Source organism: Eilatimonas milleporae (assembly GCF_003688555.1).
Taxonomy (GTDB): domain Bacteria; phylum Pseudomonadota; class Alphaproteobacteria; order Sphingomonadales; family Kordiimonadaceae; genus Eilatimonas; species Eilatimonas milleporae.
In genome coordinates, this window is record NZ_REFR01000014.1 from 1 (window position 1) to 24,195 (window position 24,195).

Here is a 24,195-nt window from a genome sequence, read left to right on the forward strand (position 1 = left end):
GCTCAAATCAAAACGCGCCATCATCCAACTCCTTCAAGGAGCTTGAAGCACAACCCACTCTATTTGGGAACCCTGTTTATGGGTACACTGCCTAGAACGCCGCCTCCAGACCGACCCGCCAGAAAGCCGGCTGTGCGATGGTCTCCAGCCCGGTCCCGCTGATGGCGGACACCACCCGCTCCCCCAGCAGATTGTCCGCGTCGAAACGGACGGTCAGGGTTTCGCCGACAGGTACGGACGCCCGCACATGAACGGTGGTTATGGCCGGCAGGCGCCGCGTGTTCAGGTCGTCGTCAAACTGGCTGGACCGATGACGCACTTCCCCCTCCAACCAGCCCCAGCGGGCCTGGCGCCGTGCCATCAGGGACAGGCTGTGACGCGGCGTCTGCACAGGGCGCAACCCTTCCAGATCCGGATTGCCGGGGAAATCCGTCACCCTGGCACGTGCATAAAGATAGCGTCCTTCAAGGGACCAGCCGGGCGCCAGATCAAGACCGGCGTCCAGTTCCACACCGTCCGTGATACTTTCAGCGATATTGGCGCGCTGGCGCAGCACACCGCCATCGGGCACGAAGCCGCCCAACGGGAAAAAACCGGGCCCGAAGCCGATTGTCACATTGCCCACACCATCCCGCAGCCAATTGCGGAAAGCCGTCACACTGACACGCAGGGTGTTGAGCGGCTCATAATCAAGGCCGGCTTCAATGCCATACAGCTTTTCCGGCTCCAGAAGCGCGTTGGCTTCGGTGATATCGTTCACGACCCGGAAAGGACGGTAAAATTCGTTAATCGTCGGCAGGCGCCAGCTTCGGTAGGCGCCGGCACGCATATCCAGCGCCCCGGTCAGGCCGTAGGACCCGCCGATACGGGCCGACCACTGCCAGTCGCCCCGGGCCGGGACCGTGTCCTCACGCACGACGGACCCGTCGGCAAGGTTGCGTTCAACCCGTGCGCCATTATAGGTCCGGAAACGGTCCAGCCGGACGTTCGCACTGACCGACCCCCATGGGAATGCACGGTCGATCCCGGCAAAGCCGCCGACAATCCACTGGTCCCCGCCTGCCACACGGGACCGGGTAAAGCCGTCGCCAAGATTGCGAAACCGTTCATTGGTTTCACCGCTCAACCGGCGGCCGTCAACGCCGAACTCGATATCGTTCAGGCGAACACGGGCCAAAAGCCCCGCCCCCCATCCCGGTACGTCCGTCTGGTCGAGAACCGGGCGGGCCGTCGTGCGGTTGTCGCGGACACTGGCAAAGGTGTTTTCAAAGGTGCGGTCGCGGTAATACGCCACCACCTCATACGCCGCACCGTCAACGGGATCATGAATGATGCTGAAAGACGCGTCGATCGCCTCCGTGCTGTTGGGGGCGGCGTCCAGGCCGTTGATCCGCTCTTCCTCGAAATAGGCGAGCCTGCCTTTCACCAGCGTATGGTCACCCAGCCGCGTCCCGCCCCGCAGTGACAGGCTCTGAACCTCGCTGGCGGCACGGGCGTCGATAGGGCCACGGGTGTCTTCGTCCACGATGAAGGGACCGTCCGTTTCAAAAAACTGTCCGTCGATGCTGAGAAACCCGCGCTCACCGGCCATATCGGCACCGGCCATGATTTCCACCGTATCGAAGCGTCCATAGGCGATGCGGGCGCGGGCGCCGCTGGTCTCGGGCCGGGTGCTGGTCAGCGCCACGGCGCCGGCAAGGGCCTGCGGGCCGAATGCACCGGCACTGCCCCCTTTCAGGACGGCCGCGCCGTCAAGTGTGTTGCCCGCCAGCGCCGACCAGTACAGCCACCCGCCGAAAGGATCGTTCAACGGGACCCCATCCAGGGTCACCAGCACGCGCCCGGCCGCATTGGCGCCGATTCCGCGCATATTCAGACCCTGAATGGTGGGATTGGCCGTCAGGCTGTCAGCCCGGCGGAAAAGACCGACCCCCGGCAAACGCGCCAGCGCCACGTCCAAACGCCGTGTATCCAGATCGTCCGTATCCAGGCGCACGACAGACTGGCCGCCGATGCCGATGGGCAGACGGTCGCCGGAGACCAGAACCTCAACCAGGCCGCCATCGTCAGCGGCGGCCGGAAGCCCCGCCAGGCCGGGAAGTGTCAGAAGCGCCGCGCAGGCGCTGAACGTCAGCGGCCGTCGCCGGGCCGCCCGTATTGCCGAAATGGGTTCGTACATAAGTCGCGATACTCGCAATATCCTCATCACTCAGATGATCGAAAGCCGGCATTTCGGCATTAAAAAAACTCTCGCCCGGCGGGACGGCGCTGCTGCCCATCAGGATCATTTCAATGACGCCACCGACGGGGCCACCGGCCCGTTCGCTGCCATCCAGCGCGGGCTGCATCATCGGCACACCGGACCCGTCGGGCAGGTGGCAGGTACCGCAATGCTCCAGATAAAGCCGCTGTCCCCTGTCACCGGTTGCCGAAACAGCCGCCGCCGAAACAGCCGCCGACAGGGTCATCACACACAGCAGACCGCAGAGCAAACGCGCCTTACCGGCCTTCATATGTGATCCGCCAGACACGCCCGCCGGACATCAGGCTTGAGATATACAATGCGCCGTCCGTTCCTTCGGCCAGCCCCGTGGGGCGATGTTCGGCATCGCGCGGACTTTTGACCTGTGCCGCCCCCGGAAACCCGTCGGCGAAGATAACCCAGTCACCGGTGACGGCACCGGCGGCATCCATCGGCACGAAGGCCACATTGTATCCCTGCTGCACGGGTGAACGGTTCCACGATCCGTGGAAAGCGATAAACGCGCCCGTACGCCAGTCTGTCGGCAAGACGTCCGTGCGCGGAAACAGGACGGCGTTGGGCGCCCAGTGACCGGGAAAACCGACCAGAGGCAATTGACCGTGATCGCTGACCGTGTTCCCGTCACCGCCATATTCGGGCATCACCATGCGCGCGCCCTTGCGCTGATCATAATAGCTGTAAGGCCAGCCAAGATCGGCGCCCTTTTCAACCCGGTGAAATTCCTCGGCCGGGAGTTCGGCGCTGTCCTCGATGGAATACAGATCGGGGAAAAACTGATGAAGCTGGTCGCGGCCATGCTGCACCAGATAAAGCCCGTCCGCATGCGGATTCCAGTCAATGCCCACCGCATTGCGGTGGCCGGTGGAATATTTGACCCCGTCCGTCCTGAAATCCTGATCCGTCGTATCGGCGTCGAACTGCCATATGGCACCGTGCCATTCAAGTTCGGGACAGGGACGCTGGCCGGGCGACCCTTTCGTGCGCACATCGGCCATGCAGGCATTGGAAGGAACGCCCACATTCACATAAAGATGCCCGTCCCCATCAAAGGCCAGGGGCTTGGCCGCATGAGCCCGTTGAACCGGAAACCCGCCGACGATCAGTTCCGGCTCGCCCTCGGGCACAGGGGCATCACCGCTCAGGCGCCAGCGGACAATCCGGGTATCGTCGCCGTAATAGAGCGCGTCACCGCGCAGCGCGATGCCCGTTCCACGAAGCCCCTTGCCGAAATAACGGATATCATCCGCCCTGCCGTCCCCATCGGTGTCCTTGAGGGCAACGGCACCGAAACCGCCGTCATAGGGGCGCATCAGGGCCACATAGACCCAACCGTCTTTCGAAACGGCCATATGGCGGGCGTAGCCGATACCATCGGCAAAAATACTGGCGCCAAACCCCGGCGCAAGGCGAATACCCGTTTCCGCATCGGGGGATGACCCTGGGTCCACGCCGCGCACATCGGCCTGCACCCCAAGACCCGCCAGGGCCGAAATCACTGCCGCTGAAAGAATTTTTCCGATCACGCCTTTCCTCCCCATGTCCGGTGGCTTAGCTATAGCCGAAAGACTGCCATACGCAAAGCGGGCGCCTTGGACACAAGACCGCCCCGGCGATCACATCTGTGAGAGTGAACATGAGTGAACCTTTGAACACACCATCGTCCGAGGCCTACACACTGTTAATGCGCCGCCGGTCGGTCAGGGCACGCGAGATGACGGGCCCCGGCCCCGATCGCACCACGCTGGAAAAAATTCTGGCGGCGGCAACGCGCGTGCCCGATCACGGCAAGCTGACACCATGGCGTTTTATCGTTCTGGAGGAGGACGAGCGGCGAAAATTGGGGGATCTCATTGTCTGTGCGCTTCTGGAGGAAAACGCCTCAAGCGAGAAAAACGCCGAAGCCATGCGCGGATATGCGACACAGGGTCCGACACTGGTCGTGGCCGTCTATTCCCCAAGCGACCGCAAGCCTATCCCCGAATGGGAACAGCAGCTCAGCATGGGCGCAGCCTGCCAGAACATGCTGGTTGCCGCCACCGCGCTGGGCCATGTGGGGCAATGGCTGACCGGATGGGCCACATACAGCCCGTCCGTCATGCGCGGACTGGGTCTGGGACCGCGCGAACGGATCGCCGGGCTGCTGTTTTTCGGCAGACAGGATGAAGCCCCCGCGGAACGTGACAGACCCGATCTGGACGATCTGGTCACATGGGGCTTTCCCGAAAAGGTCGACGCCTGATGCCGGCCGGTCCGAAATACCGCCCGGAGACACCCTTCACCGACCTGGGCGACGGCTTTGCCGACCCGGTGAACGCCGCGTCTTTTCCGGAGACGAAAATACGGTTCCGCAACGACCGCGCCGCCGCCGAGCTGGGACTGGATACGCTGACCGATGCGGAATGGGCCGCCCATTTCGGCAGGTTCGAACCCCTGGCCGGCAACCTGCCCAAACCGCTGGCACAACGGTATCACGGGCATCAGTTCCGCGTTTACAATCCGGATATCGGCGATGGGCGCGGCTTTCTGTTCGCCCAGATGCGGGACAGCCACGACCGGCTGATGGATCTTGGCACCAAGGGAAGCGGAACGACACCTTACAGCCGGTCCGGTGACGGGCGCCTGACCCTGAAAGGGGGCGTGCGCGAAATCATGGCCACCGAAATGCTTGAAGCCCTGGGGGCCCGTACATCGCGTACATTTTCCCTGATTGAAACAGGCGAAAAACTGCATCGTGGCGATGAACCGTCCCCGACACGCTCGGCCGTCATGGTCAGGCTGAACCATGGTCATATCCGTATCGGCACCTTCCAGCGCCATGCCTATTTCAGCGATACGGAGCGACTGGAAAAGCTGGTCGATTATTGCCTGAAAGTGTATTTTGATACTGAACCGAAAGGAAGTGTCTCTGACAAGGCCTGCCGCTTTGTCGACCTGGTATCGGCCGGTGTTGCCGCACAGGCCGCCGACCTGATGGCTGCCGGATTCGTGCACGGGGTCCTGAACACCGACAATATCAACATCACGGGTGAAATCTTTGATTTCGGTCCCTGGCGGTTCCTGCCGGAAACCAACATGGCCTTTACCGCCGCCTATTTCGATGAGACCGGTCTCTACAGCTTTGGCCGCCAGCCCGAGGCCTTGCACTGGAATCTGTACCAGCTTGGTGGTGCACTGATTGATATCGCCGGTGAAGATGCGTTGAAGGAGGTACTCGCTCCCTTTGCGGCCCGCTATGTGGCTGCCCTGCGCACCCGGCTTTTAAGGCGTCTCGGTGTGACACCGCAGGACGACACGGCCGATGATGCCCTTATTGAAAAGATCAATGCGTTCCTTGTGGAAACGGCAGCACCCTATGAACGTTTCTTTTTCGACTGGCATGGGGGCGGCGCCAGTGTGGACCGGGCCCGCAGGAGTCCCATGGCGCAAACCTATTTTCACCCGAAATACAGCGAGATGGTCAACCTGCTCTCGGCCCGCACGGCAGCGCGGCCGGACAGTCTGTCACATCCCTATTTCAAAGGGGACGATCCCTGCACCATGCTGATTGAAGAGGTGGAAGATATCTGGTCCCACATCGCCGAACGGGACGACTGGACACCGCTTGAGGATAAAATCGCCCGTATCAGGGAAATGGGGGATGCACTGCAAGCGGACTAGACACAATGCCACGGGTATCTATCCGGCAGCCTCGAACAGATCCGTCAGAACCTCGAACGGCAACATGACCGACCCGTGGCGCCCCGGATAGTCCCTGACCGGCGCCAGCACCGCCAGACCGGCCCATGGTTCCGGAAAATCCGGGGCCGCACCCTTGAGCATGTCGGAAAAACGATGATGGACATCGGCCAGTGTCACGGCATCCAACCCGATGACATTCTGTCCGACGATAGCGGCTGACGCCTGCCCGAGCGCGCAGGCTTTCACCTCCTGTGCGAAGTCCGTGATTTTGCCCGCGTCAAGGACGGCCTCCGCCGTCAGCCGGCTGCCGCAAATCCGGCTGGTGCGAGCCGCACTGACCTGCGGATGATCCAGCCGGCCCAGATGCGGAATACGCGTCGTCCAACGCAAAATATCCTTATTGTAAACGTCCATGCGCATCACATAAGGCCTTCGCCATACGCTGCCAAGAGGCCGTCTGAAAATCGCCTCTCCAGACGAGCCTGAACCCGCAAAATCGGTCAAGGCCTTGAACAATGTATGGAAACGCCTAATCTCTCAGAGGCGCCGGCGTCGGAATAATAATGTCATCCGGTGCAACAGTCGGAACGTAAATGACTATCGTGCGTGCAAGCACATCAAAGGAGCGCTCCTCCAACATTTTATCCAAAAGCAAAGGAACATCATATGGATGCCGTACTTGAAAAGGTCCATGACAATGACCTTGAACTGAAGGTATCCCGGCAAAACGCTGATGACCGCCCATCCCGGGCCGAGGCCGAAGCCGCGGTCCGTACCCTCATCCGCTGGGCGGGGGATAATCCATCACGAGAAGGCCTGCTCGACACACCCAAGCGTGTCGCAAAGGCATACGAAGAGTTTTTTGCCGGCTATGGGCAGGACCCTGCCGAAATTCTTGCCAAGACATTTGAAGACGTTAACGGCTATGACGACATGGTGGTAATGAGGGGCATTCAGGTCCAAAGCCACTGTGAACATCATATGGTGCCCATATCGGGTCTGGCCCATGTGGCCTATATGCCGAAGGACCGTGTCGTCGGCATCTCCAAATTGGCCCGTATCACGGAAACCTATGCCAAACGCCTGCAAACGCAGGAAACCATGACGGCGCAGATCGCCGATGCGATCGAAACCTATCTGAAGCCCAAGGGTGTGGCGGTTGTCATCGACGCCACCCATGCCTGCATGGGCTGTCGCGGTGTCAGGCACCCGGACGTCTACACGATCACCCGCCAGTTTCGCGGTGTGTTCAAAGACACGACTGTGGAGCAGAAATTCTGGACACTGGTGCGCGGCTAGGTCAGAACGGGCCCATGAACAATCAGGATGTCAGTCTTGTCATGGGCCCGCGCGATGACCGGAAAGCGATCGAGCATGATCCGGTTCTGGCCCTGAAATTCAATGACGACGGGCTTGTGCCCGTCGTCACCACGGATGCTGCAACCGGTCAGGTTCTCATGCAGGCTTGGATGAATCTGGAAGCCGTACAGAAAACCATTGAAAGCGGCGAGGCACACTACTGGTCACGCTCACGCCGGGAACTGTGGCATAAAGGGGCAACATCCGGCCAGATTCAGACCGTCACGGATTTCCGGGTGGACTGCGATCAGGACAGTCTTTGGCTTGTGGTCGAACAAGCCGGCGGCGGGTGTTGCCATGTCGGCTATGAAAGCTGTTTTTACCGCACCATCCCAACGGGCCGGACGGTGACCGGAACAGTCGCGCTCAGCGATGCCGGGGTGCCCAGAAACGGATCGTGACACCCCCGGTCACTGCCCGGTGTGCGGGGATCACGTCACGACCGCCGCATCCACTTGTTTTCTGAACAGTTTAAGATACAGCCTGTCACGGGCCGGCGCATCGGCCGGATGCACCCAGTCACGGCCCATACGCTTCCAGTCCGCGTCCTCGGGCGCAAGGCCGAGCGTGACGATAAAATGATCGTCCACCACCACGAAATCCTTGCGATAGGCCAGCAGAAATCCACTTTTCTCTCTGCGGATCGCATGGGCCTCTTCATAGGAAGCCAGCCATATATTCCAGTGCACCATGCACCGGTGCGGCACCAGGGCGGTTCCGAAATCATCGACCGGATCGCCGGACAGAACCGCTTTCGCATGCGGCCAGCCCCTGAAACCGGCATCGCCGGCAACGGCTGCAAGAGCATGGCGGCGCCTGACCGAAGCCGCATCCATAGGTCCTGTGAAACGGTTTGACAGATAGGCAAGCGCACCGTCATTGCCCGATGCGGCCAGACGGTGAAGCTGCTTTGCCCGCATTTTGAGGAAAGTCATCGCTTTCGACATAAGGGTTCCCCTTGCGTGTCGGATCAAACCGCTCCCTCAATGATCCGGGGGACCTTATCGAAAGGTCGACTGCATTTTCCATAACGGCAGGGTGGCATTGTCTTTCGGCGGCAGGCACCCCTGCGGCACCTGTCACCCTCTTACTATGGACCGGCATGCAAATGCAAACCCCACAGGAAAATGAACAACCGCTGGAATGCTAAAATACTGAACGCTCGTTTAAATCTATCACACGGCAAGGGAAGTATGATAGCAATACGCCCACCGGATCAGTATCTGGACGCTTAGGGGGCAGTCTTGAATTGGGCAGTTGGAGTGCTTGGCGGCACGCCTTCACGCAGGGCCGTGCAGTGCAGGGCTGAGGGATTTTGTCTTCCGGCAATTCTGATCCCGGCAGTCCTGTTCCTTGTCCTGACAGTTCTTCCCACCGGCCTTACCACTGGCGCGCATGCGGCGGATACAACGGATGATGCAGACTTCATCCCGCTGCGCGGAGAGGTCTGCGAACTGGGCAGCGAGACACGGCTTTTCCCGGAACAGCTCATCGCGCGCAGGGGCGATTTCGTCTGTCCGCCGGAACGGTGGGCCTCCACCGGCAGGCATCTGTATTTCAGGGTCCGCGACCCCGGCCTGCTCCGTCCCGGATCAGGGCGCTGGCATATTCTTTCGGAATTTGTACGGGCCGAAAAGGCAACGGTATCGGCCATCTACAATGACGGGCACATTGAAAGCCAAACCGTCACCGGCGGCGCCCTTCGCGGCCGCTGGGCCGCAGGCAATTATTTGGACTTTCCCTTGCCCGACCGGTCGGCGGGTTTCGCCCATATTTTCATCGGATATGAGAACGTCGCGGTGCAAAGCGGCATGATCCGCAAAATCAACGCTGCGCGCGAAGAGCGGTTTCTCTCGGATCAGCGGATGCTGTTCCTGCTGTACGGCCTGCTCAGCGGTATTCTGTTTGCCGTCTGCGTCTATAATCTGGCGCTTTACGCCTATATCGGAATGCGGTTTCAACTGTATTACTGCCTGACCGCACTGGCATTTCTGGCGCATGGCTCAAGCTGGTCCGGCATTATCGTCTATTTCATACCGGACTACAGCATGGCCTCTCTGGTGCGCACCGCATTCGTGTCCAGCGGCGCAGGCGTATGCGCCAGCACATTCTTTTTCATTCATTTCCTCGAAGACGGCATGTTGCCGCCCTGGATTGTCCGCAGCCTGAAGGTCATGGCACTCGCAGTTTTGTCGCTGACCAGTTTCGCCGCATTCGCTCCGGCGGGCCTGACCATCCTCGGCGACCGGTTGAGCAGCGCGTCGGTTCTGGTGCTGATGGCTTTCGTCCTGACCGCCTTTGTCATCGCATGGCGTGGCGGCAGCCGTGCGGTCTGGTTCGCCGCTGCGGCCTGGATACTGCCCATTATCGGCGGCATTCTCAGGGCGTCACGCGGCAGCGGTCTGCTACCGCAGACGGATATCATCGATACAAGCCTTTTTGTCGGGCTGGCACTTGAAGCCCTGCTGCTGTCCATCGGGATTTCGGACCGGCTCAACGTGTTGCGGCGCGAGGAAACCGCCGGCCGGTCCAATGGCGGCGGGCCTTATCGCCGCCGCGGCGGCTGACAGTCTTTGGGCGACACAGGCCCTGGATGACATGGGCGGTTTTAAAAAAAGCAAATCCGCCCTCAGTCGGCGGGCGTACCAATTGGCGTTATGAACAGTTTACCGCCACCCTCATCCGGTCGGATTTCGGCCCTGCGGCTTGCCGCCTACAGCACGCTGGCCTTTCCCCTGGCCGCGGGTGTGCTGGCCCTGCAGATCTTTGTGCCGACCTTTTACGCGGAAAGCCTGGGCCTCAGCCTGTCCAGCGTCGGACTGATCCTGTTGCTCGCCCGCTTATGGGATACCGTCAGCGACCCCGTCATCGGTGTTCTGTCCGACATCACGCCCATCTCGCTTGGACGGCGGCGCCTTTGGGTGCTGTGCGGGACACCGCTTCTGATTCTGTCGGCCTGGATGTTGTTCAACCCTGCGGGGCCTGTGACAATCTGGTATCTGCTGATCTGGACTGTCGCCATTTATCTGGCCGGCACCATGATGATCGTGCCCTATTATGCCTGGGGCGCGGAACTGACGCCCGACTATCATGAACGCAGCCGCATCAGCGGCGGCCGGGTTTTCACCGGCCTTGCCGCAACCCTCATCACACTGGGTCTGCCGGTTCTTCTGGGCGGGGACGCGAATACCCTGGGGCCGACGCTTCGGGGGGTGATCTGGCTGATGGCCGGCACATTGCTGCTGGCCGTTCTGGCGATCATCCTGTTTGTCCCGGACAGACCGCAAGTGCCGCAGGCAAGTGTCTCGCTTGCCAAAGCCCTGCGCCTGTTTCGAAGGCGTACGCCGCTCAGGCAGTTGCTGGCCGCCTATCTGGTCAACGGCATCGCCAACGCCATCCCGGCAACCCTGTTCCTCCTGTACACAACGCACAAGCTGGACGGTGGCGACCGTTCGGGACTGTGGCTGTTCACATACTTCGCCTGTGCGGCCGTATCGACCCCCTTCTGGGTGTGGCTGGCCGGCCGCATGGGCAAAGACCGTACCTGGCGCAGGGCCGTCATCTTTGCCTGTCTGACCTTCGTATGGACACCGTTTCTGGGGCCGGACGACCATCTGATTTACCTTGTGATCGTCATCCTCGGCGGTTTTGCGGCGGGCGCCGATCTGGTCCTGCCCATCGCCCTTCAGGCCGATCTTGTGGACTGGGACGCCGCCCGCACCGGAAAAGCCCGGCCCGGTATTTTTTTCGCCATCTGGGGGACGACAACCAAACTGGGGTTCGCGCTGGCCGTGGGCATCGCCTTTCCGCTGCTGGACCTGATCGGTTTCAGAACGGACGGCAGCAATACGGGCGCCGCGCTTGCGGGTCTTGGCATCATCTACGGACTTGTGCCCGTTCTTTTGAAGCTGATCGCCCTGTGGATCATGCAGGGCTATCCCATCACGCGGGCCGTTCATGACGGCATACAGCGCCGGCTTCATGCCCGCGGCATAGCCTGGTCGGCCCCCTGACGCCCACCTAGGCGGCAATCGGACGACAGGGGGCCCGCCCCGTGATATGGTTGCGGCCATGGCGGATGAAGTCAGACGCGCATGGCGTGTCGCGGCAATCCTGGTGTTCACAGTGATACCGGCAGGTTCGGCGTCCCTGACATCCGGTGCCGCGACCGTTCCGGCACGGGACGGACTGGGTTTTCTGTGCGGCACATGGGCCGCCGTGCAAGGTCCACGTACAATTTTCGAACACTGGTCCCCCTCGCGCGGCGGGCAACGTCTCGGCTACACCCAGACCATTGTGGACGGTACCGTCAAAACGTATGAGACCCTGCGTATCGACAGGCGGGACGGACAACTGACCCTGACAGCCAGTCCATCAAACCAGACGACAGTATCCTTTGCCCTTGCCCGTCAGTCGGAGGGGGAGGCGGTCTTCATCAACCCCGACCACGATTTTCCGCAACAGATCGCCTATCGCCTGAGGGACGGCAGGCTGATTGCCCACATTTATCGCACAGCGGCACCGGCGGCGGAGCCCGCAGCCAGCTGGCAATATGACCGCGTGGCCCCCTGCCATTAAAGCCGGACCGGAAAACACACCGGTCCCTTCACATCCACGATATATGCGGCATATGCACCGGCATGACGCACCGCGCCTGTCCATACCGGCGCGCAATGCCACTTTCACGGCGGTGCACATTTGCACATGGCCCCCGCACGGTTATAGTGGCGCAATCGGCAAGGGAGGGTCATGATGCTGGAGATTGTTCAACTGCCCGTCCTGCAGGACAATTATCTTTACCTGCTTCATGACAGGGACAGCGGAGAGACCGCCGTGGTCGATCCGGCCGTCGACCAGCCGGTCGAAGCGGCATGCGCCGAGCGCGGCTGGTCGCTCAGCCATATTTTCAACACACACCACCACTGGGATCATACCGGCGCCAATCTGAAGCTGAAGGAAAAGCACGGCCTGACAATTGTCGGCCCGGCGGCCGAGCGCGACCGCATTCCCGGCATTGATATCGCCGTCGGCGACGGCGACCATGTCCATCTGGGCGAAAGCTCCGCCCTCGTTTACGATGTCCCCGGTCATACCAGCGGACATATCGCCTACTATTTCGATGCGGATCAGGCTCTCTTTTGCGGAGACACGCTGTTTTCGATGGGATGCGGGCGACTGTTCGAGGGATCGCCGGAAACGATGTGGACATCCCTGTGCAAGCTGATGCAGCTGCCGGACGAAACGCGGATTTACTGTGCCCACGAATACACGGAGGCAAACGGTCGTTTCGCCCTCAGTGTCGACCCCGCCAATCACAGCTTGCAGGATCGCATGGCCGAGGTACGGGCCCTGCGTGCCAAGGGACATCCGACCATCCCGTCAACGCTGGGAGTGGAAAGAGCGACCAATCCCTTCCTGCGCGCAGCGGATGAAAATTTACAGACAGCACTTGATATGGTGGGGGCGCCGCCCGTGCGAGTTTTCGCCGAGACACGCCGCCGCAAGGATCATTTCTCATAAATGCGAGGGCCACACCCAACGGCCCGGGGGGAGAAGAAAATCATGACACAAACAAAGCCGTCCATACCGGACCCATGCCGCCTGATAAGCCGTCTGATGACCGGCCGGCGCTCCGTCACCCTGACAGCCGTGCTTGCCGCCATGCTGGCGGCATGCGGCCAGCCGGAACAGAACACCGGAAGTACCGAGGAAACACCACAGGACATGACACAACAAACAGTTCAGGACGTGCCGGCGGATCATGCCGGCGACGCCGCACAGGACCCCTATCTGTGGCTTGAAGAGGTCGAAGGCGAAGAAGCCCTTGCATGGGTTGAAGCCCGTAATACGGTCTCAAAAGCACGGCTGGAAGGGCATCCGGCTTTTCAGGCACACTATGACAAGGCCCTCGCGGTTTATAACGCCGAGGATAAAATCCCTTACGGCGAACTGCTGGGCGGCGCGGTCCACAATTTCTGGCAGGACAGCAACAATGTACGCGGCCTGTGGCGACGGACCGGTCTCGACTCCTACCGGGACACGGCCCCGGACTGGCAAACCATTCTTGATCTGGACGCCCTCGCGGACGCTGAGGGGGAAAACTGGGTCTATAAGGGGCGTGACTGTCTGGCCCCCGATTTCAACCGCTGTCTTGTCAGGCTGTCGCGCGGCGGCGGCGATGCCGTCGTCGTACGGGAATTTGACATTGAGGAACGCAGTTTCGTCGAAAACGGCTTTGTCAGCCCGGAGTCCAAGCAATGGCTCGCATGGGTGGACAGCGACACCCTGATGATCGCCACCGATTTCGGCGACGGCACCATGAACGAAAGCGGCTATCCGCGTCAGGTTCGGCTGTGGAAACGCGGCATGCCGCTGTCAGACGCGCGCCTGATCCTGGACAGCGACCCGGCCCTTGTCTTCAATTTTCCCATGAGCAGCCACCGGCGTGACGGCACCTATGCCGGCGTCATCCAGGGGCCCGACTTTTTCACCCAGATCCTTCATTTATGGGTGGATGACGACCTGAAAACCCTGCCCCTGCCGCGCGAGATCGATTTCAAGGGATTTTTCGCCGACTGGATGCTGATCCAGATGCGCAAGGACTGGTCCCTTCCCGGCGGCAAAAAGGCTGCCAGCGGATCACTTGTCGCCGTCAGGGTCGCCGATGCACTGGCGGGCACGCCGGCCGACAGCCTGACCAGTCTGTTCGAACCGGATGACCGGCAATCCATCGATGACGTTCAGATCGGACAGGACAGGGTTTATCTGTCGGTTCTGGACAATGTGACAGGACGCCTGATTTCAGCGGCCCCGCAGGACAGCGCATGGGTTGTCACCGATATTGCCATGCCGGAAAATGGCACATTGTCCCTTGTCAGTGTCGACGAGTGGCGCGATGCCGCCCTGATCGGGTTTGAAAGTTTTCTGCAGGCCGATACGCTTTATCTGGCGGGCAACACGGCCCCGACCGCCATCAAGGCGCTGCCCGCACGCTTTGACGCCGGTGCGTTGATGGTGGAACAGCGTGCCGCCACATCCCGCGACGGCACACGCATCCCCTATTTCGTTATCCGTCCGGAAAATTTCCGCAAAGACGGCAGCGCGCCGACCATGCTGTATGGCTATGGCGGCTTTGAAATCGCCCTGACTCCAAGTTACCTGACCGGTTTCAGCCAGCTTTGGGTCGAGAACGGCGGCACCTATGTCGTCGCCAACATCCGGGGCGGCGGCGAATTCGGGCCGCGCTGGCATCAGGCCGCCCTGAAAGCCAACCGCCAGCGGGCCTATGACGACTTCATCGCGGTGGCGGAAGATCTGGTTGCCGCCGGCTATACCAGCCCGGCCCGGCTTGGCATCCGCGGCGGCTCCAACGGGGGCCTTCTTGTCGGCGCCACCTTCACCCAGCGGCCGGATCTGTTCGGGGCCGTTATCTGCGCCGTGCCGCTTCTGGACATGCGGCGCTACGACAAGCTGCTCGCCGGTGCCTCATGGGTCGGGGAATATGGCGATCCGGACAATCCGGATGAATGGGCCTTTATCAGGGAATATTCCCCTTATCAGAATGTGGCGGCGGATGCCGATTATCCGGAAATCTTTTTCTTTACATCGACCAAGGACGACCGGGTCCATCCCGGTCATGCGCGGAAAATGGCCGCCAAGATGACCGATCAGGGGCATGAGATCATCTACTATGAAAACACCGAAGGCGGCCATGCGGCTGCCGCCAATCTCAAACAGCGCGCCTTCACCGACGCACTGCAGATGATCTACGCCTCGCAAAGCCTGATGAAGAAAGAGTGACGCCTCTGTGACAGGCGGATAAAGAACCGAACCCAGATCGGGTGCAAAGGCTGCCGGCGTAATTACCGGCAGCCTTTTTGCGTGATCGGCACAATCATGCGGCCATGATACGCCCAATCCCCGAAACCCGTATATGGTCGATCTACATCATATCGATAAATTAGATTTCATTTTCTTTTTCACTCCAATAAACTTACTAGAAAGCAAAATTTTTCTAAGCATGCTGCATAATTCTTCTCGTTTGATGCAAAAGGCACCGTGAGCCATTTTTGGCATCGAGCATGGCAGGGCAAAGGTCCGACAGGGTCGGGATCAGGGCTGTTCCGAAAACAGCGCCCGCATATAAAACGAGGAGGCGGTCATGCAGTCTATTCCCATTTTCCTGAGTGCCGAGCACCAGCATGTCCTGATTGTCGGGGCCACCGCGGCCGCAATGGCGAAACTGGCCCTGCTGGCGGAAAGCGCCGTTCGCATCACGCTGATTGATCCGGATGCCGCAAAAGCAGCATCGGCGGCAGGCCTGACATCTGAAAATCTGACATCTGAAAATCTCGCATCCACAAAACAGGCGCCGCTGACGCTTGAACTGATCGACAGGTCCGCGCAGGAAGACGATGTCAAAGGCAAAACCCTTGTCTATATCGCCAGTGATGATGGCCTTGTCGAAGAGCGCCTTATCCGCGCCGCACGAGAACGGGGGGTGCCCCTCAATGTGGTGGACAAACCTGCGAAAAGCAGTTTCATAACGCCTGCGCAATTTCATCGCGGCCCGCTGAAAGTCGCCTTTTCATCAGGCGGTGTGGCACCGGTTTTTGTCCGCCGTCTCAGAAGCCTGCTTGAGACCATCGTGCCTACCTCTCTCGGCACCCTGGCCTCTGCCGCCGGGCGGGCGAAGACCGGCGTGAAAACCCTGCTGCCGGACGGGACGGCACGGCGCCTTTTCTGGGATCGGCTGTTTGACCGCGCGGACGCCTTCGACGGTCTGGACGAGGATGAAGCCGTCCGGAGGATTCTGGACGACGCCCGGACAGCCGCGGGCACGCATGCATATGGACTGGTTCAGCTTGTCGGGGCCGGCCCGGGAGACCCGGACCTGCTGACGATCAAGGCCCACCGCGCCCTTCAGCAAGCGGATGTGATTTTCTATGACCGGCTGGTCAGCCGCGATGTGCTCGCCCTGGCACGACGCGATGCCGAGCTGGTTTTCGTCGGCAAACGCGAAGGCAACCACGGTGTCGGTCAGGATCGCATCAATGCCCTTCTGGTCGAACACGCCCTTGCGGGCAGACGCGTTGTCCGTCTGAAAAGCGGCGATCCGCTGACCTTTGCCCGCGCCGGCGAGGAATTGACCGAACTGCGTGCGGCCGGCATCAGGACCGAGATCGTCCCCGGCATCACCGCCCTGACCGGGATTTCCGCAGCCACGCAGATACCGGTCACCGACCGCACGCATTCGTCCAGTGTTACCCTGGTAACGGGGCATACCAAGGACGGTTCCTATGCCGACTGGGCCGATCTGGCTGGAAAAGGCAGAACGCTTGCCGTTTACATGGGACTGGGCGGCGCCGAAAAAATGACGTCGGAGTTGATCCGCCACGGGGTTGCAGGCAGCACGCCTGTCGCAGTGGTCGAAAACGGTACGCGGCCGGAGGAACGGCGTTTCTACGGCACACTTGCCGATCTGCCGGCACTGGTACGGGATCACAAGGTCAAAAGCCCGGCTCTTCTGATCATTGGCGATGTGGTCACGCTGGCCCGCGACTTTCCGTCAGACGGCACACAGGGCAGCGCCGACGACCGGTTTGATTTCGTCCGCCACGCCCTTCTGGCCGTTGCCTGACGTTTAAGGACAAAGACCATGGCCAAGAAGCTCAAAGGACCGCAATTGATCATCGCCAACCGTCTGGATGACGGACGCGTGGTCTTTCTGACGGAAGCCGGCAGTTGGAGCGTGGAGGCACGGGACGCCGCCATCGCCGAAGACCCGGCCGCCGTCGATGCTCTCGTTGAACGCGCCCGGCTGGCCTCCGACGCCAACCATGTGGTTGATCCGCAACCGGTTGAAGCCGCGCAGTCCGGCGGCGGCACCGTGCCCGCACACATCAAACACGCCATGCAGTCGCGGGGCCCGAGCGTAAGGCCCGATCTCGGCTATCAGGTTGCCCCCGACTGGGAGGGATAAATCAATGTATGCTTATGACACCTATGACCGCGCCATTGTGGATGCCCGCGTCGAGGAATTCCGCGAACAGGTCGGCCGCCGACTGCGCGGGGAACTGACGGAAGAGGAATTCAAGCCCCTTCGGCTTATGAACGGCCTGTATCTGCAACTGCATGCCTATATGCTGCGGGTGGCGATCCCTTACGGCACACTGTCCTCAAACCAGTTGCGCCGGCTGGCCCATATCGCAAGACGGTACGACAAGGGCTACGGCCATTTCACCACCCGTCAGAACATCCAGTATAACTGGCCGAAACTGGTGGAAACGCCGGACATGCTGGCCGAGCTGGCGGATGTGGAAATGCATGCCATCCAGACCTCCGGAAATTGTATCCGCAATGTGACAACGGATCACTTTGCCGGCGCTGCGGCCGATGAGGTGGCGGACCCCCGCCCTTATGCCGAACTGATCCGCCAATGGTCCAGTTTTCATCCTGAATTTTCGTTTCTGCCGCGCAAGTTCAAGATCGCCGTAACCGGTGCACCGAGCGACCGTGCCGCTGTCAAATGGCATGATATCGGCCTGGTTCTGAAACGGGACGATACGGGCCAGATCGGTTTTGAGGTTCTGGCCGGCGGCGGCATGGGACGTACCCCGGTCATTGGCAAGACAATCCGCGATTTCCTGCCGGAGAAAGACCTGCTGAGCTATCTGGAAGCGATGCTGCGCATCTATAACGAACAGGGACGGCGCGACAATAAATACAAGGCCCGGATCAAGATCCTGGTCGACGCTCTCGGCGCCGATAAATATGCCGCGCAGGTGGAAGCGGAATGGGAGAAAATCAGGCATCAGCCGATTGACGTCCCGGAAGAGGAAATCGCCCGCATTCAGGCGTATTTCTCCCCGCCGCCGCTGCCCGTTCTGGACGATGCGGCCGCGACCGTTGATGCCTTCGCGGCTGAAAACGGCGATTTCTCCCTTTGGGTCGCACACAACACCCATGCCCACAAGGTGCCCGGCCATGTATCGGTGACCATTTCCCTGAAACCGCACGGCGGCATTCCGGGCGATGCCACCGACGCGCAGATGGACCTGGTCGCCGACCTGGCGGATGCGTATTCCCAAGGGGAAATCCGTGTCAGTCATGAGCAGAATCTGATCCTGCCCCATGTGGCCCGCAAGGACCTGCCCGGTCTGTGGCAGCGCCTTCTGCCGGCCGCGCTGGCAAGTGCCAATGCGGGCCTGATCACGGATATCATTGCCTGCCCCGGACTGGATTACTGCGCGCTGGCCAATGCACGGTCGATACCCATCGCACAGGAAATCGCCAACCGTTTCGACGATATGAAGCGGATCACCGATATCGGCGCGCTCAAAATCAAGATTTCGGGCTGCATCAACAGTTGCGGTCATCACCATGCGGGCCATATCGGCATTCTCGGCGTCGACCGCAAAGGCAAGGAAAACTACCAGATCATGCTGGGCGGCAGTGGCGCCGAAGACGCCTCGAAAGCCCAGCTCATAGGCCCCGGGTTCGACGGCGAGGCCATTGTGGACGCAGTAGAGACGGTCGTTGCCGTTTATCTGGGCGAACGGACCGAGGAGGAGATTTTCCTCGACACCTATCGCCGCATCGGCCCCGACCCGTTCAAGGAGGCGCTTTATGGCACTCATTAGCTTTAACCAAAGCGGCGCGCTGCTGTGGCGCAAAGACGGTGACGAGGATGCACCGGTCAATGCGCCGAGACTGGTCGGCTTTGACGGCCTTTCCGACAGCGATGCTCCGGAAACGCTGGCTTTGCATATCGATACGGAGACCAGCTTCGCCGCCCTTGCCGATATACCGGACGCTCTGGCCGGCGTGGCCATCGATTTCCCCAAGTTCAACGACGGCCGGGGGTTTTCCCTTGCCGTCAGATTGAGAAAGGATTTCGCCTATCGGGGTGAAATCCGCGCCATCGGCCACGTGATTCCGGATCAGGCCCTGTTCCTGCTGCGGGCGGGTTTCGACAGTGCGGAGGTTCCGCCGCAACGTCTGGATGCCTTTGCCGCCGCGCTGAAGCGGTTCCCCGCTTTCTACCAGACCGATGTGCGCGGGCAGATATCCGTTGCCCACCGCAGGCACACTGCCCGGGCGACGGCAGCGGAATAATCATGACGGACGCAAGCCCCCTTTCCCCGAACATACCCCCGGATGCCGTGGCAGAGACCGTCCCGGGCCCCGACAGCACCGCTGTGCGGGACCGTGCCGGCTCTGACCGTCCGCACGGGGATCTATCCGGGGAAAGCCCGCTGGCCCTGAAGGAAAGCCGCTTTTCCCTGGCACGTTATCTCGCGGCGGAACTGGAAGACAGGCTCGGCAACGCCGAAGCGGAAAGCGTGATCGACGCGGCATACAAACGCTTTGACGGCCGGTTTGCGCTGGTGTCGTCCTTTGGTGCTGACTCCGCCGTATTGCTGCATCTGGCCGCCAAAGTCTCGAAAGATATTCCCGTTCTTTTTCTGGATACGGGTAAACTGTTCGGTGAGACAAAGCGCTACCGCGACACACTTGTGGAAACCCTGGGCCTGACGGCCGTGCGCAGCATCACCCCCGATGACACCGATATCACCGCCAGCGACCCGAATGGCGACCTATGGCTCAAGGACCCCAATCACTGCTGTTTCCTGCGTAAGGTCGCGCCGCTGCACCGCGCCCTCAGCGGATTTGACGCCTGGGGCACCGGGCGCAAGCGGTATCAGGGCGGCAAGCGTGAAGACCTGCGCCATTTCGAGGCAAGCGACGGCCGCGTGAAGGTCAATCCCCTGGCCCACTGGACCCGCGATGACTTGAAAGCCTATGCCGCCGCACAGAACCTGCCGGCCCATCCGCTGGTTTCCGAAGGCTTCCTGTCCATCGGCTGCATGCCCTGCACCGACAGGGTGGCAAACGGCGAAGACGAACGTGCCGGTCGCTGGCGCGGGCAGTCCAAAAGCGAATGCGGTATTCATCTGAGCCTGTCGGAAAACGCCCGTATCGTTGACGGGGCAACGGCCCATCTGTCCTGATACCCGCCGATCGGGCAAAGGCAAAACACTGTCCGGCCATCACATCTGCGCGAGCCGCTACGGGACGCTTCGGATTAGTTTTTCTTATCCAAAAATCATGCTAGCGTGCCCTTTCCGCCTGATCTGAAAGGACTGCCCCCAACCATGAAACGCTCCATGCTGCCCTTGAATGCCCTGCGTGCCTTTGATGCAGCCGCCCGGCATCTCAGCTTCAAAATGGCGGCGGAAGACCTGTCGGTCACACCGGCGGCCATCAGTCAGCAAATCCGGTCCCTGGAGGAATTTCTGGGCGTGGAACTGTTCCGCCGCACCAACCGCTCTCTGGTTCTGACGGAAGCGGCACAGCTTGCCCTCGCGCCCCTGAAGGACGGTTTTGAAAAAATGGAGGAAGCGGTCGACATCCTCACCGCATCCCATTCCGCCAATGTGGTGAAAGTCTCCGTTTCACCGTCCTTTGCAAGCAAATGGCTGGTGCCGCGCCTAGCCAGTTATTATGAGCGGCGGCCGGATGCCATCGTCAAGGTGAATGCCACCATGGCGCTGACGGATTTCAAGGCGGAAGATATCGATCTCGGCATTCGCTACGGTCGCGGCACCTATGACGGTCTGCATGTGGAACCCCTGATGCGGGAAACGGTTTTCCCGGTCTGCAGTCCCGCCCTTCTGGAAGGGGACGACCCGTTACGCACACCAGAGGACCTGCTGGAAAAAACGCTGATCCATGATGACAGTTTTTCCGAGGACGACAGCGCGCCGTCCTGGCCGATGTGGCTGAAGGCGGCCGGCGTTCTGGTGCCCGAGGGGCTGCCCGCCCTGCACTTCAACACCCACGCGCTTGCGGTCGAGGCTGCCGTTGCGGGGCGGGGCGTCGCCCTTGCCCGGTCTTCCATCGCCGAGGAAGACCTGAAAGCCGGACGCCTTGTCCAGCCTTTCGGAGAAGCCATCCCGGTGGACTTCGCCCATTATATCGTCTGCCCCGAAGACAAGCTGAAAGCCGAACGAATCCAGGATTTCATCGACTGGCTGAAAGACGAGGCCGGCGCTTACTGACAGGCGTGATCCCTGCGGAAAACACATGCCGAAAACACATACCGAAAACACATACCGAAAACACAGTGGGCTCCCACCGGATCACCCGGCGGAAGCCCACGATGCGTTCCGTTACAGCCTCAAGCCCGGACAAGGGTCAGTGCTGGTGCTCGGCCCCCGCATCCTCGGCGGTTCTGGCCCTGTCAAAGGCCGTTGAGAAGAATATCGCATTCAGGAACAGTTTCTCGGTCCCCAGATAGGTCGCCCGGAAATTGGGATTGTCCGCGAACAGGATCACGGCACCGTCCCCGACACGCTCGGCCGTCAGCATGGGCGTACCCTTGATCTCACCCACCCGCCTGTCGGATGCGTATCCTGACAGCAACGGCGCATCGGAATACACCGCCACCTGTCCGTATGGGTCTTTCGGCACCGGCAGGGGCTGCACGGTGTTCTTGTTGCTGGCCAGAAGCGGACGGACAATACCGAAGCCCAGGGGGTGGCTCATATCCAGCCGGCTTTCGAAAACAGCGCCGCCGATGATATGCTCGGCATCATTCTGGCCTTTGTCCGCATAGGTCAGGCGGACCGGCGTTTCCGTCTTCTTGCCGTCCTTGTCGGCCTTCTTTTCGGGCGCGAACAGGGTTTTGGCCGCCCAGACGGCGCTCTGACGCTGGGCAATCAGGGTACCGCCGCCCCGTATCCAGCGTGTGACGCTTTTCTCGATATCCTTGGGCAGTTTGGCAGCCCGCCCGCCCGGCAGGATCAGGTGGCTGTAGCGGTTCCAGTCAACGGATTTGAGACGGCTTTGGCGTACCAGCGTGACCCCGATTTCCATCCGTTTGTCCAGCAGGTGCCAGATCTCCCCGGCATCGTAAGCGGAAAAGCCGTCGCCGACGACAATCAGCGGATGCGGTGCATGCAGGTCCCGCACGCTGTTACGGCCCCCCAGATCGCTGCCCGGAGTGGGCGTGCGGCCGGATGTGGCCATGTGAACGGTCAGGCCGTCCTCCTCGGCGATTTCGGTCATCAGGGAGTAAATCGCCTCTTCCGAGACCGTCTGTCTGTCCAGGGACACAATAATCGCACCGCGTTCAAAAGCCGTCGGGCCGGCGGTGGTCTCCACGGTTATGGGGTTCAGGGCCGTACGGACCAGCACACCCGCCGACAGCAGACGATTAACGGCACGCGGCGCGTAATAGTCAGACCAGCGCAGTATGTAGGCATAAGGCGCCCTGTCCGGCATGTCGGCGCGCGGCGGCCGTGTCGGGGCGGGCGTATCCAGCGGTACGCCGATACGTCCCCTCAGCGCCGCATAATCAAGGCCGTAGGCAAGCGGCAGGGTCCAGCCCGACACATCATAAAAAATCCTGTCGGGGAATTCGGTCCGACGTTCGAACATGGCCTTGATCAGCCGGTATTGCGGCTGATTGAGCGGCACGATCAGACCGCCCGCCCCAAAGGTCCGGCCATCCGCCCGCACATCCCGGTCAAGGCTGTAAACCCGGATGTCGTGACGGTCGAGGAATTCGGCGAATTTCGCGAGCCGGGTCGGGTCTTCCGGGGCCGCGACCACATAAGCCGTCTCGCGGTCATCCCGGGCCAGGTCCGGGACAGAGGCGAAAAACCGCGCCTGATAAGCATGCAGACGCGGACGCATGGCGCGGGCGCCTTCAATCGTCGTCAGGCTGGTGCGGAAGTGGACGCGGATATTGTTGGCATATGTCTTCAGGCCCTGATCGCTTTCGCGGGCGATGCCCATCTGCGCACCGGCTTCGAACAGGATACCGACACCGCCATTGACCTGGGGATATGTGGACCCTTTGCCGATATAATAATTGTCGAAGGCTTCCTCGGTGAAATACAGCTTCTTTTCCGCATCCATGAAGCCGGCGTGATAGTCGGCGATATCGACCAGAAGCTCACGGGCTTCGGCGGGAATGCGGGGATTTTTGCGGGTCGGCACCCCGGGGTGAAAATAATAGGTGCTTTCGGGCCCCATTTCATGGAAATCGGCGGAAACCTGGGGCTTCCATTTATGCCAGGCCTTCAGCCAGGCCTGTGATTCCGGCTGGGTCTGCAACAGCCACTGCCGGTTCAGATCGAACCAGTAATGGTTCGTCCGCCCGCCGGGCCAGACACGATTGTGGATCTCGCTTCCCGGATCGGTGATGATGACATTGCTGCCATAGGACGTAACCCAGCCGGCCCGCCGGCTGTGGCCGTCCGGGTTGAAGATGGCCGTGATCAAAATCACGCTTTCCCGCAGCGTCCGCTCGATCTCGGTCCCTTGAGCCGCCGCCAGATGATACAGCGCCGGGACGGCCGCATCCATGCCGCTGGCCTCGGCACCATGCACACCGTAATTGATCCAGGTCACCACGGGCAGATCGCCGGACGCCTGTTCGGCCGTTGACGGGTCGGTCCGCAGCAGGTGCTGCGTGCGGATATCGTCGATACGGGCGTGATTGTCGGGATGCGTGACGACCAGAAACAGAATGGGCCGTTTCTCATGGCTGTAACCGATGGTCTCGACACTCATGCGGGGGCTGGCGGCTGCCAACTGACGCAGATAGGACACCATCAGGTCATGACGGATCGGCTGGTCACCGATATCGTGCCCGAAGACCGCGGACGGTTTCAGCACAGTCTGGTCGTAGGTCACCCCGTCCACCAGATAATAGTCCAGCGGCTCCGCCCGCACGGACAGCGATGGCAGGCCTGCCCACAGTATAGCCAGCACAGCCAGCCTTTTTAAAAAACCGATGGTCATCATGGTCCCCTTGCCCCTTTCTTTCTCAATCATCCGACCGCACCGTATCCGGCTTTGGCTGCGGACATTCAGTGCACATC

At 60.9% G+C, this 24,195-nt stretch carries 21 protein-coding genes; 15 read left to right on the forward strand and 6 right to left on the reverse strand.

Annotated features, from left to right (window positions below; all coding sequences use genetic code 11):
- Positions 1-91: 91 nt before the first annotated feature.
- Genes BXY39_RS14625 through BXY39_RS14635 form a run of 3 tightly spaced genes read right to left on the reverse strand, consistent with a single transcriptional unit; the run spans position 92 to position 3,786 of the window.
- The gene (locus BXY39_RS14625) at positions 92-2,179 is read right to left on the reverse strand and encodes a TonB-dependent receptor (protein ID WP_170163866.1); all 2,088 of its coding nucleotides are present in this window, start codon (positions 2,177-2,179) and stop codon (positions 92-94) included.
- Positions 2,067-2,513 carry a c-type cytochrome gene (locus BXY39_RS14630; RefSeq protein WP_121939646.1) on the reverse strand — a complete coding sequence of 149 codons (447 nt, stop codon included), beginning with the start codon at positions 2,511-2,513 and terminating at the stop codon, positions 2,067-2,069. Before BXY39_RS14630 ends, BXY39_RS14625 begins: the two co-directional genes overlap by 113 nt.
- The gene (locus BXY39_RS14635; protein ID WP_245999251.1) at positions 2,500-3,786 is read right to left on the reverse strand and encodes a PQQ-dependent sugar dehydrogenase; all 1,287 of its coding nucleotides are present in this window, start codon (positions 3,784-3,786) and stop codon (positions 2,500-2,502) included. The genes BXY39_RS14630 and BXY39_RS14635 overlap by 14 nt, the downstream gene beginning before the upstream one ends.
- A 110-nt stretch (positions 3,787-3,896) precedes the next feature.
- Here BXY39_RS14635 and BXY39_RS14640 point away from each other — a divergent pair, with 110 nt between their 5' ends.
- Both BXY39_RS14640 and BXY39_RS14645 read left to right on the forward strand, forming a co-directional pair.
- Positions 3,897-4,502: a nitroreductase family protein gene (locus BXY39_RS14640; RefSeq protein ID WP_121939648.1), complete on the forward strand. Its 606-nt coding sequence runs from the start codon at positions 3,897-3,899 to the stop codon at positions 4,500-4,502.
- A complete protein-coding gene (locus tag BXY39_RS14645; protein ID WP_121939649.1) occupies positions 4,502-5,920 on the forward strand; it encodes a protein adenylyltransferase SelO family protein in 1,419 nt (472 codons plus the stop codon). Before BXY39_RS14640 ends, BXY39_RS14645 begins: the two co-directional genes overlap by 1 nt.
- An 18-nt stretch (positions 5,921-5,938) precedes the next feature.
- Here BXY39_RS14645 and BXY39_RS14650 read toward each other — a convergent pair whose 3' ends face one another.
- Positions 5,939-6,355: an iron-sulfur cluster assembly scaffold protein gene (locus tag BXY39_RS14650; RefSeq protein ID WP_147453596.1), complete on the reverse strand. Its 417-nt coding sequence runs from the start codon at positions 6,353-6,355 to the stop codon at positions 5,939-5,941.
- Positions 6,356-6,607: 252 nt separating this feature from the next.
- Between BXY39_RS14650 and folE the strand changes: the two genes are divergently transcribed.
- Complete coding sequence (gene folE, locus BXY39_RS14655; protein ID WP_121939651.1) at positions 6,608-7,240, forward strand: GTP cyclohydrolase I FolE; 633 nt, start codon at positions 6,608-6,610, stop codon at positions 7,238-7,240.
- Between the two features lie 14 nt (positions 7,241-7,254).
- Positions 7,255-7,701, forward strand: coding sequence for a phosphoribosyl-AMP cyclohydrolase (gene hisI / locus BXY39_RS14660; protein WP_245999259.1), 447 nt, complete (start codon positions 7,255-7,257; stop codon positions 7,699-7,701).
- Positions 7,702-7,731: 30 nt separating this feature from the next.
- On the opposite strand, the gene BXY39_RS14665 is transcribed toward hisI, so the two are convergent.
- The gene (locus BXY39_RS14665; protein WP_121939652.1) at positions 7,732-8,247 is read right to left on the reverse strand and encodes a hypothetical protein; all 516 of its coding nucleotides are present in this window, start codon (positions 8,245-8,247) and stop codon (positions 7,732-7,734) included.
- A 297-nt stretch (positions 8,248-8,544) separates the two neighbouring features.
- Here BXY39_RS14665 and BXY39_RS14670 point away from each other — a divergent pair, with 297 nt between their 5' ends.
- The 11 genes from BXY39_RS14670 to gcvA all read left to right on the forward strand — a co-directional run bounded on the left by BXY39_RS14670 (position 8,545) and on the right by gcvA (position 21,363).
- Positions 8,545-9,867: a 7TM-DISM domain-containing protein gene (locus tag BXY39_RS14670; RefSeq protein WP_147453597.1), complete on the forward strand. Its 1,323-nt coding sequence runs from the start codon at positions 8,545-8,547 to the stop codon at positions 9,865-9,867.
- Between the two features lie 90 nt (positions 9,868-9,957).
- Positions 9,958-11,313 carry an MFS transporter gene (locus BXY39_RS14675; RefSeq protein WP_121939654.1) on the forward strand — a complete coding sequence of 452 codons (1,356 nt, stop codon included), beginning with the start codon at positions 9,958-9,960 and terminating at the stop codon, positions 11,311-11,313.
- Between the two features lie 58 nt (positions 11,314-11,371).
- A complete protein-coding gene (locus BXY39_RS14680) occupies positions 11,372-11,878 on the forward strand; it encodes a DUF6265 family protein (protein WP_147453598.1) in 507 nt (168 codons plus the stop codon).
- Positions 11,879-12,052: 174 nt separating this feature from the next.
- Positions 12,053-12,820: a hydroxyacylglutathione hydrolase gene (gene gloB, locus BXY39_RS14685; RefSeq protein ID WP_121939918.1), complete on the forward strand. Its 768-nt coding sequence runs from the start codon at positions 12,053-12,055 to the stop codon at positions 12,818-12,820.
- Between the two features lie 42 nt (positions 12,821-12,862).
- Positions 12,863-15,100, forward strand: a complete 2,238-nt coding sequence (locus tag BXY39_RS14690) for a prolyl oligopeptidase family serine peptidase (RefSeq protein WP_245999271.1) — start codon at positions 12,863-12,865, stop codon at positions 15,098-15,100.
- Between the two features lie 361 nt (positions 15,101-15,461).
- The gene (gene cysG, locus BXY39_RS14695; protein ID WP_121939656.1) at positions 15,462-16,940 is read left to right on the forward strand and encodes a siroheme synthase CysG; all 1,479 of its coding nucleotides are present in this window, start codon (positions 15,462-15,464) and stop codon (positions 16,938-16,940) included.
- An 18-nt stretch (positions 16,941-16,958) separates the two neighbouring features.
- Positions 16,959-17,282: a DUF2849 domain-containing protein gene (locus BXY39_RS14700; RefSeq protein ID WP_121939657.1), complete on the forward strand. Its 324-nt coding sequence runs from the start codon at positions 16,959-16,961 to the stop codon at positions 17,280-17,282.
- A gap of 4 nt (positions 17,283-17,286) precedes the next feature.
- Entirely contained in the window at positions 17,287-18,942 is a 1,656-nt protein-coding gene (locus tag BXY39_RS14705; protein ID WP_121939658.1) for a nitrite/sulfite reductase, read from the forward strand.
- Positions 18,929-19,417 carry a DUF934 domain-containing protein gene (locus tag BXY39_RS14710; protein WP_121939659.1) on the forward strand — a complete coding sequence of 163 codons (489 nt, stop codon included), beginning with the start codon at positions 18,929-18,931 and terminating at the stop codon, positions 19,415-19,417. Before BXY39_RS14705 ends, BXY39_RS14710 begins: the two co-directional genes overlap by 14 nt.
- A 2-nt stretch (positions 19,418-19,419) precedes the next feature.
- Positions 19,420-20,313, forward strand: a complete 894-nt coding sequence (locus BXY39_RS14715; protein ID WP_121939660.1) for a phosphoadenylyl-sulfate reductase — start codon at positions 19,420-19,422, stop codon at positions 20,311-20,313.
- 144 nt (positions 20,314-20,457) lie between these two features.
- Entirely contained in the window at positions 20,458-21,363 is a 906-nt protein-coding gene (gene gcvA / locus BXY39_RS14720) for a transcriptional regulator GcvA (protein ID WP_121939661.1), read from the forward strand.
- A 136-nt stretch (positions 21,364-21,499) separates the two neighbouring features.
- On the opposite strand, the gene BXY39_RS14725 is transcribed toward gcvA, so the two are convergent.
- Positions 21,500-24,148, reverse strand: coding sequence for a M14 family zinc carboxypeptidase (locus BXY39_RS14725; protein ID WP_245999272.1), 2,649 nt, complete (start codon positions 24,146-24,148; stop codon positions 21,500-21,502).
- Positions 24,149-24,195: the final 47 nt, after the last annotated feature.

Excerpts from the sequence above, each read along its gene's own strand:
- BXY39_RS14625 (WP_170163866.1), bottom strand. The coding sequence starts at position 2,179 with ATGTACGAACCCATTTCGGCAATACGGGCGGCCCGGCGACGGCCGCTG.
- BXY39_RS14630 (WP_121939646.1), bottom strand. The coding sequence starts at position 2,513 with ATGAAGGCCGGTAAGGCGCGTTTGCTCTGCGGTCTGCTGTGTGTGATG.
- BXY39_RS14640 (WP_121939648.1), top strand. The coding sequence starts at position 3,897 with ATGAGTGAACCTTTGAACACACCATCGTCCGAGGCCTACACACTGTTA.
- BXY39_RS14645 (WP_121939649.1), top strand. The coding sequence starts at position 4,502 with ATGCCGGCCGGTCCGAAATACCGCCCGGAGACACCCTTCACCGACCTG.
- BXY39_RS14650 (WP_147453596.1), bottom strand. The coding sequence starts at position 6,355 with ATGGACGTTTACAATAAGGATATTTTGCGTTGGACGACGCGTATTCCG.
- folE (WP_121939651.1), top strand. The coding sequence starts at position 6,608 with ATGGATGCCGTACTTGAAAAGGTCCATGACAATGACCTTGAACTGAAG.
- hisI (WP_245999259.1), top strand. The coding sequence starts at position 7,255 with ATGAACAATCAGGATGTCAGTCTTGTCATGGGCCCGCGCGATGACCGG.
- BXY39_RS14665 (WP_121939652.1), bottom strand. The coding sequence starts at position 8,247 with ATGTCGAAAGCGATGACTTTCCTCAAAATGCGGGCAAAGCAGCTTCAC.
- BXY39_RS14675 (WP_121939654.1), top strand. The coding sequence starts at position 9,958 with ATGAACAGTTTACCGCCACCCTCATCCGGTCGGATTTCGGCCCTGCGG.
- BXY39_RS14680 (WP_147453598.1), top strand. The coding sequence starts at position 11,372 with ATGGCGGATGAAGTCAGACGCGCATGGCGTGTCGCGGCAATCCTGGTG.
- gloB (WP_121939918.1), top strand. The coding sequence starts at position 12,053 with ATGCTGGAGATTGTTCAACTGCCCGTCCTGCAGGACAATTATCTTTAC.
- BXY39_RS14690 (WP_245999271.1), top strand. The coding sequence starts at position 12,863 with ATGACACAAACAAAGCCGTCCATACCGGACCCATGCCGCCTGATAAGC.
- cysG (WP_121939656.1), top strand. The coding sequence starts at position 15,462 with ATGCAGTCTATTCCCATTTTCCTGAGTGCCGAGCACCAGCATGTCCTG.
- BXY39_RS14700 (WP_121939657.1), top strand. The coding sequence starts at position 16,959 with ATGGCCAAGAAGCTCAAAGGACCGCAATTGATCATCGCCAACCGTCTG.
- BXY39_RS14705 (WP_121939658.1), top strand. The coding sequence starts at position 17,287 with ATGTATGCTTATGACACCTATGACCGCGCCATTGTGGATGCCCGCGTC.
- BXY39_RS14710 (WP_121939659.1), top strand. The coding sequence starts at position 18,929 with ATGGCACTCATTAGCTTTAACCAAAGCGGCGCGCTGCTGTGGCGCAAA.
- BXY39_RS14715 (WP_121939660.1), top strand. The coding sequence starts at position 19,420 with ATGACGGACGCAAGCCCCCTTTCCCCGAACATACCCCCGGATGCCGTG.
- gcvA (WP_121939661.1), top strand. The coding sequence starts at position 20,458 with ATGAAACGCTCCATGCTGCCCTTGAATGCCCTGCGTGCCTTTGATGCA.
- BXY39_RS14725 (WP_245999272.1), bottom strand. The coding sequence starts at position 24,148 with ATGATTGAGAAAGAAAGGGGCAAGGGGACCATGATGACCATCGGTTTT.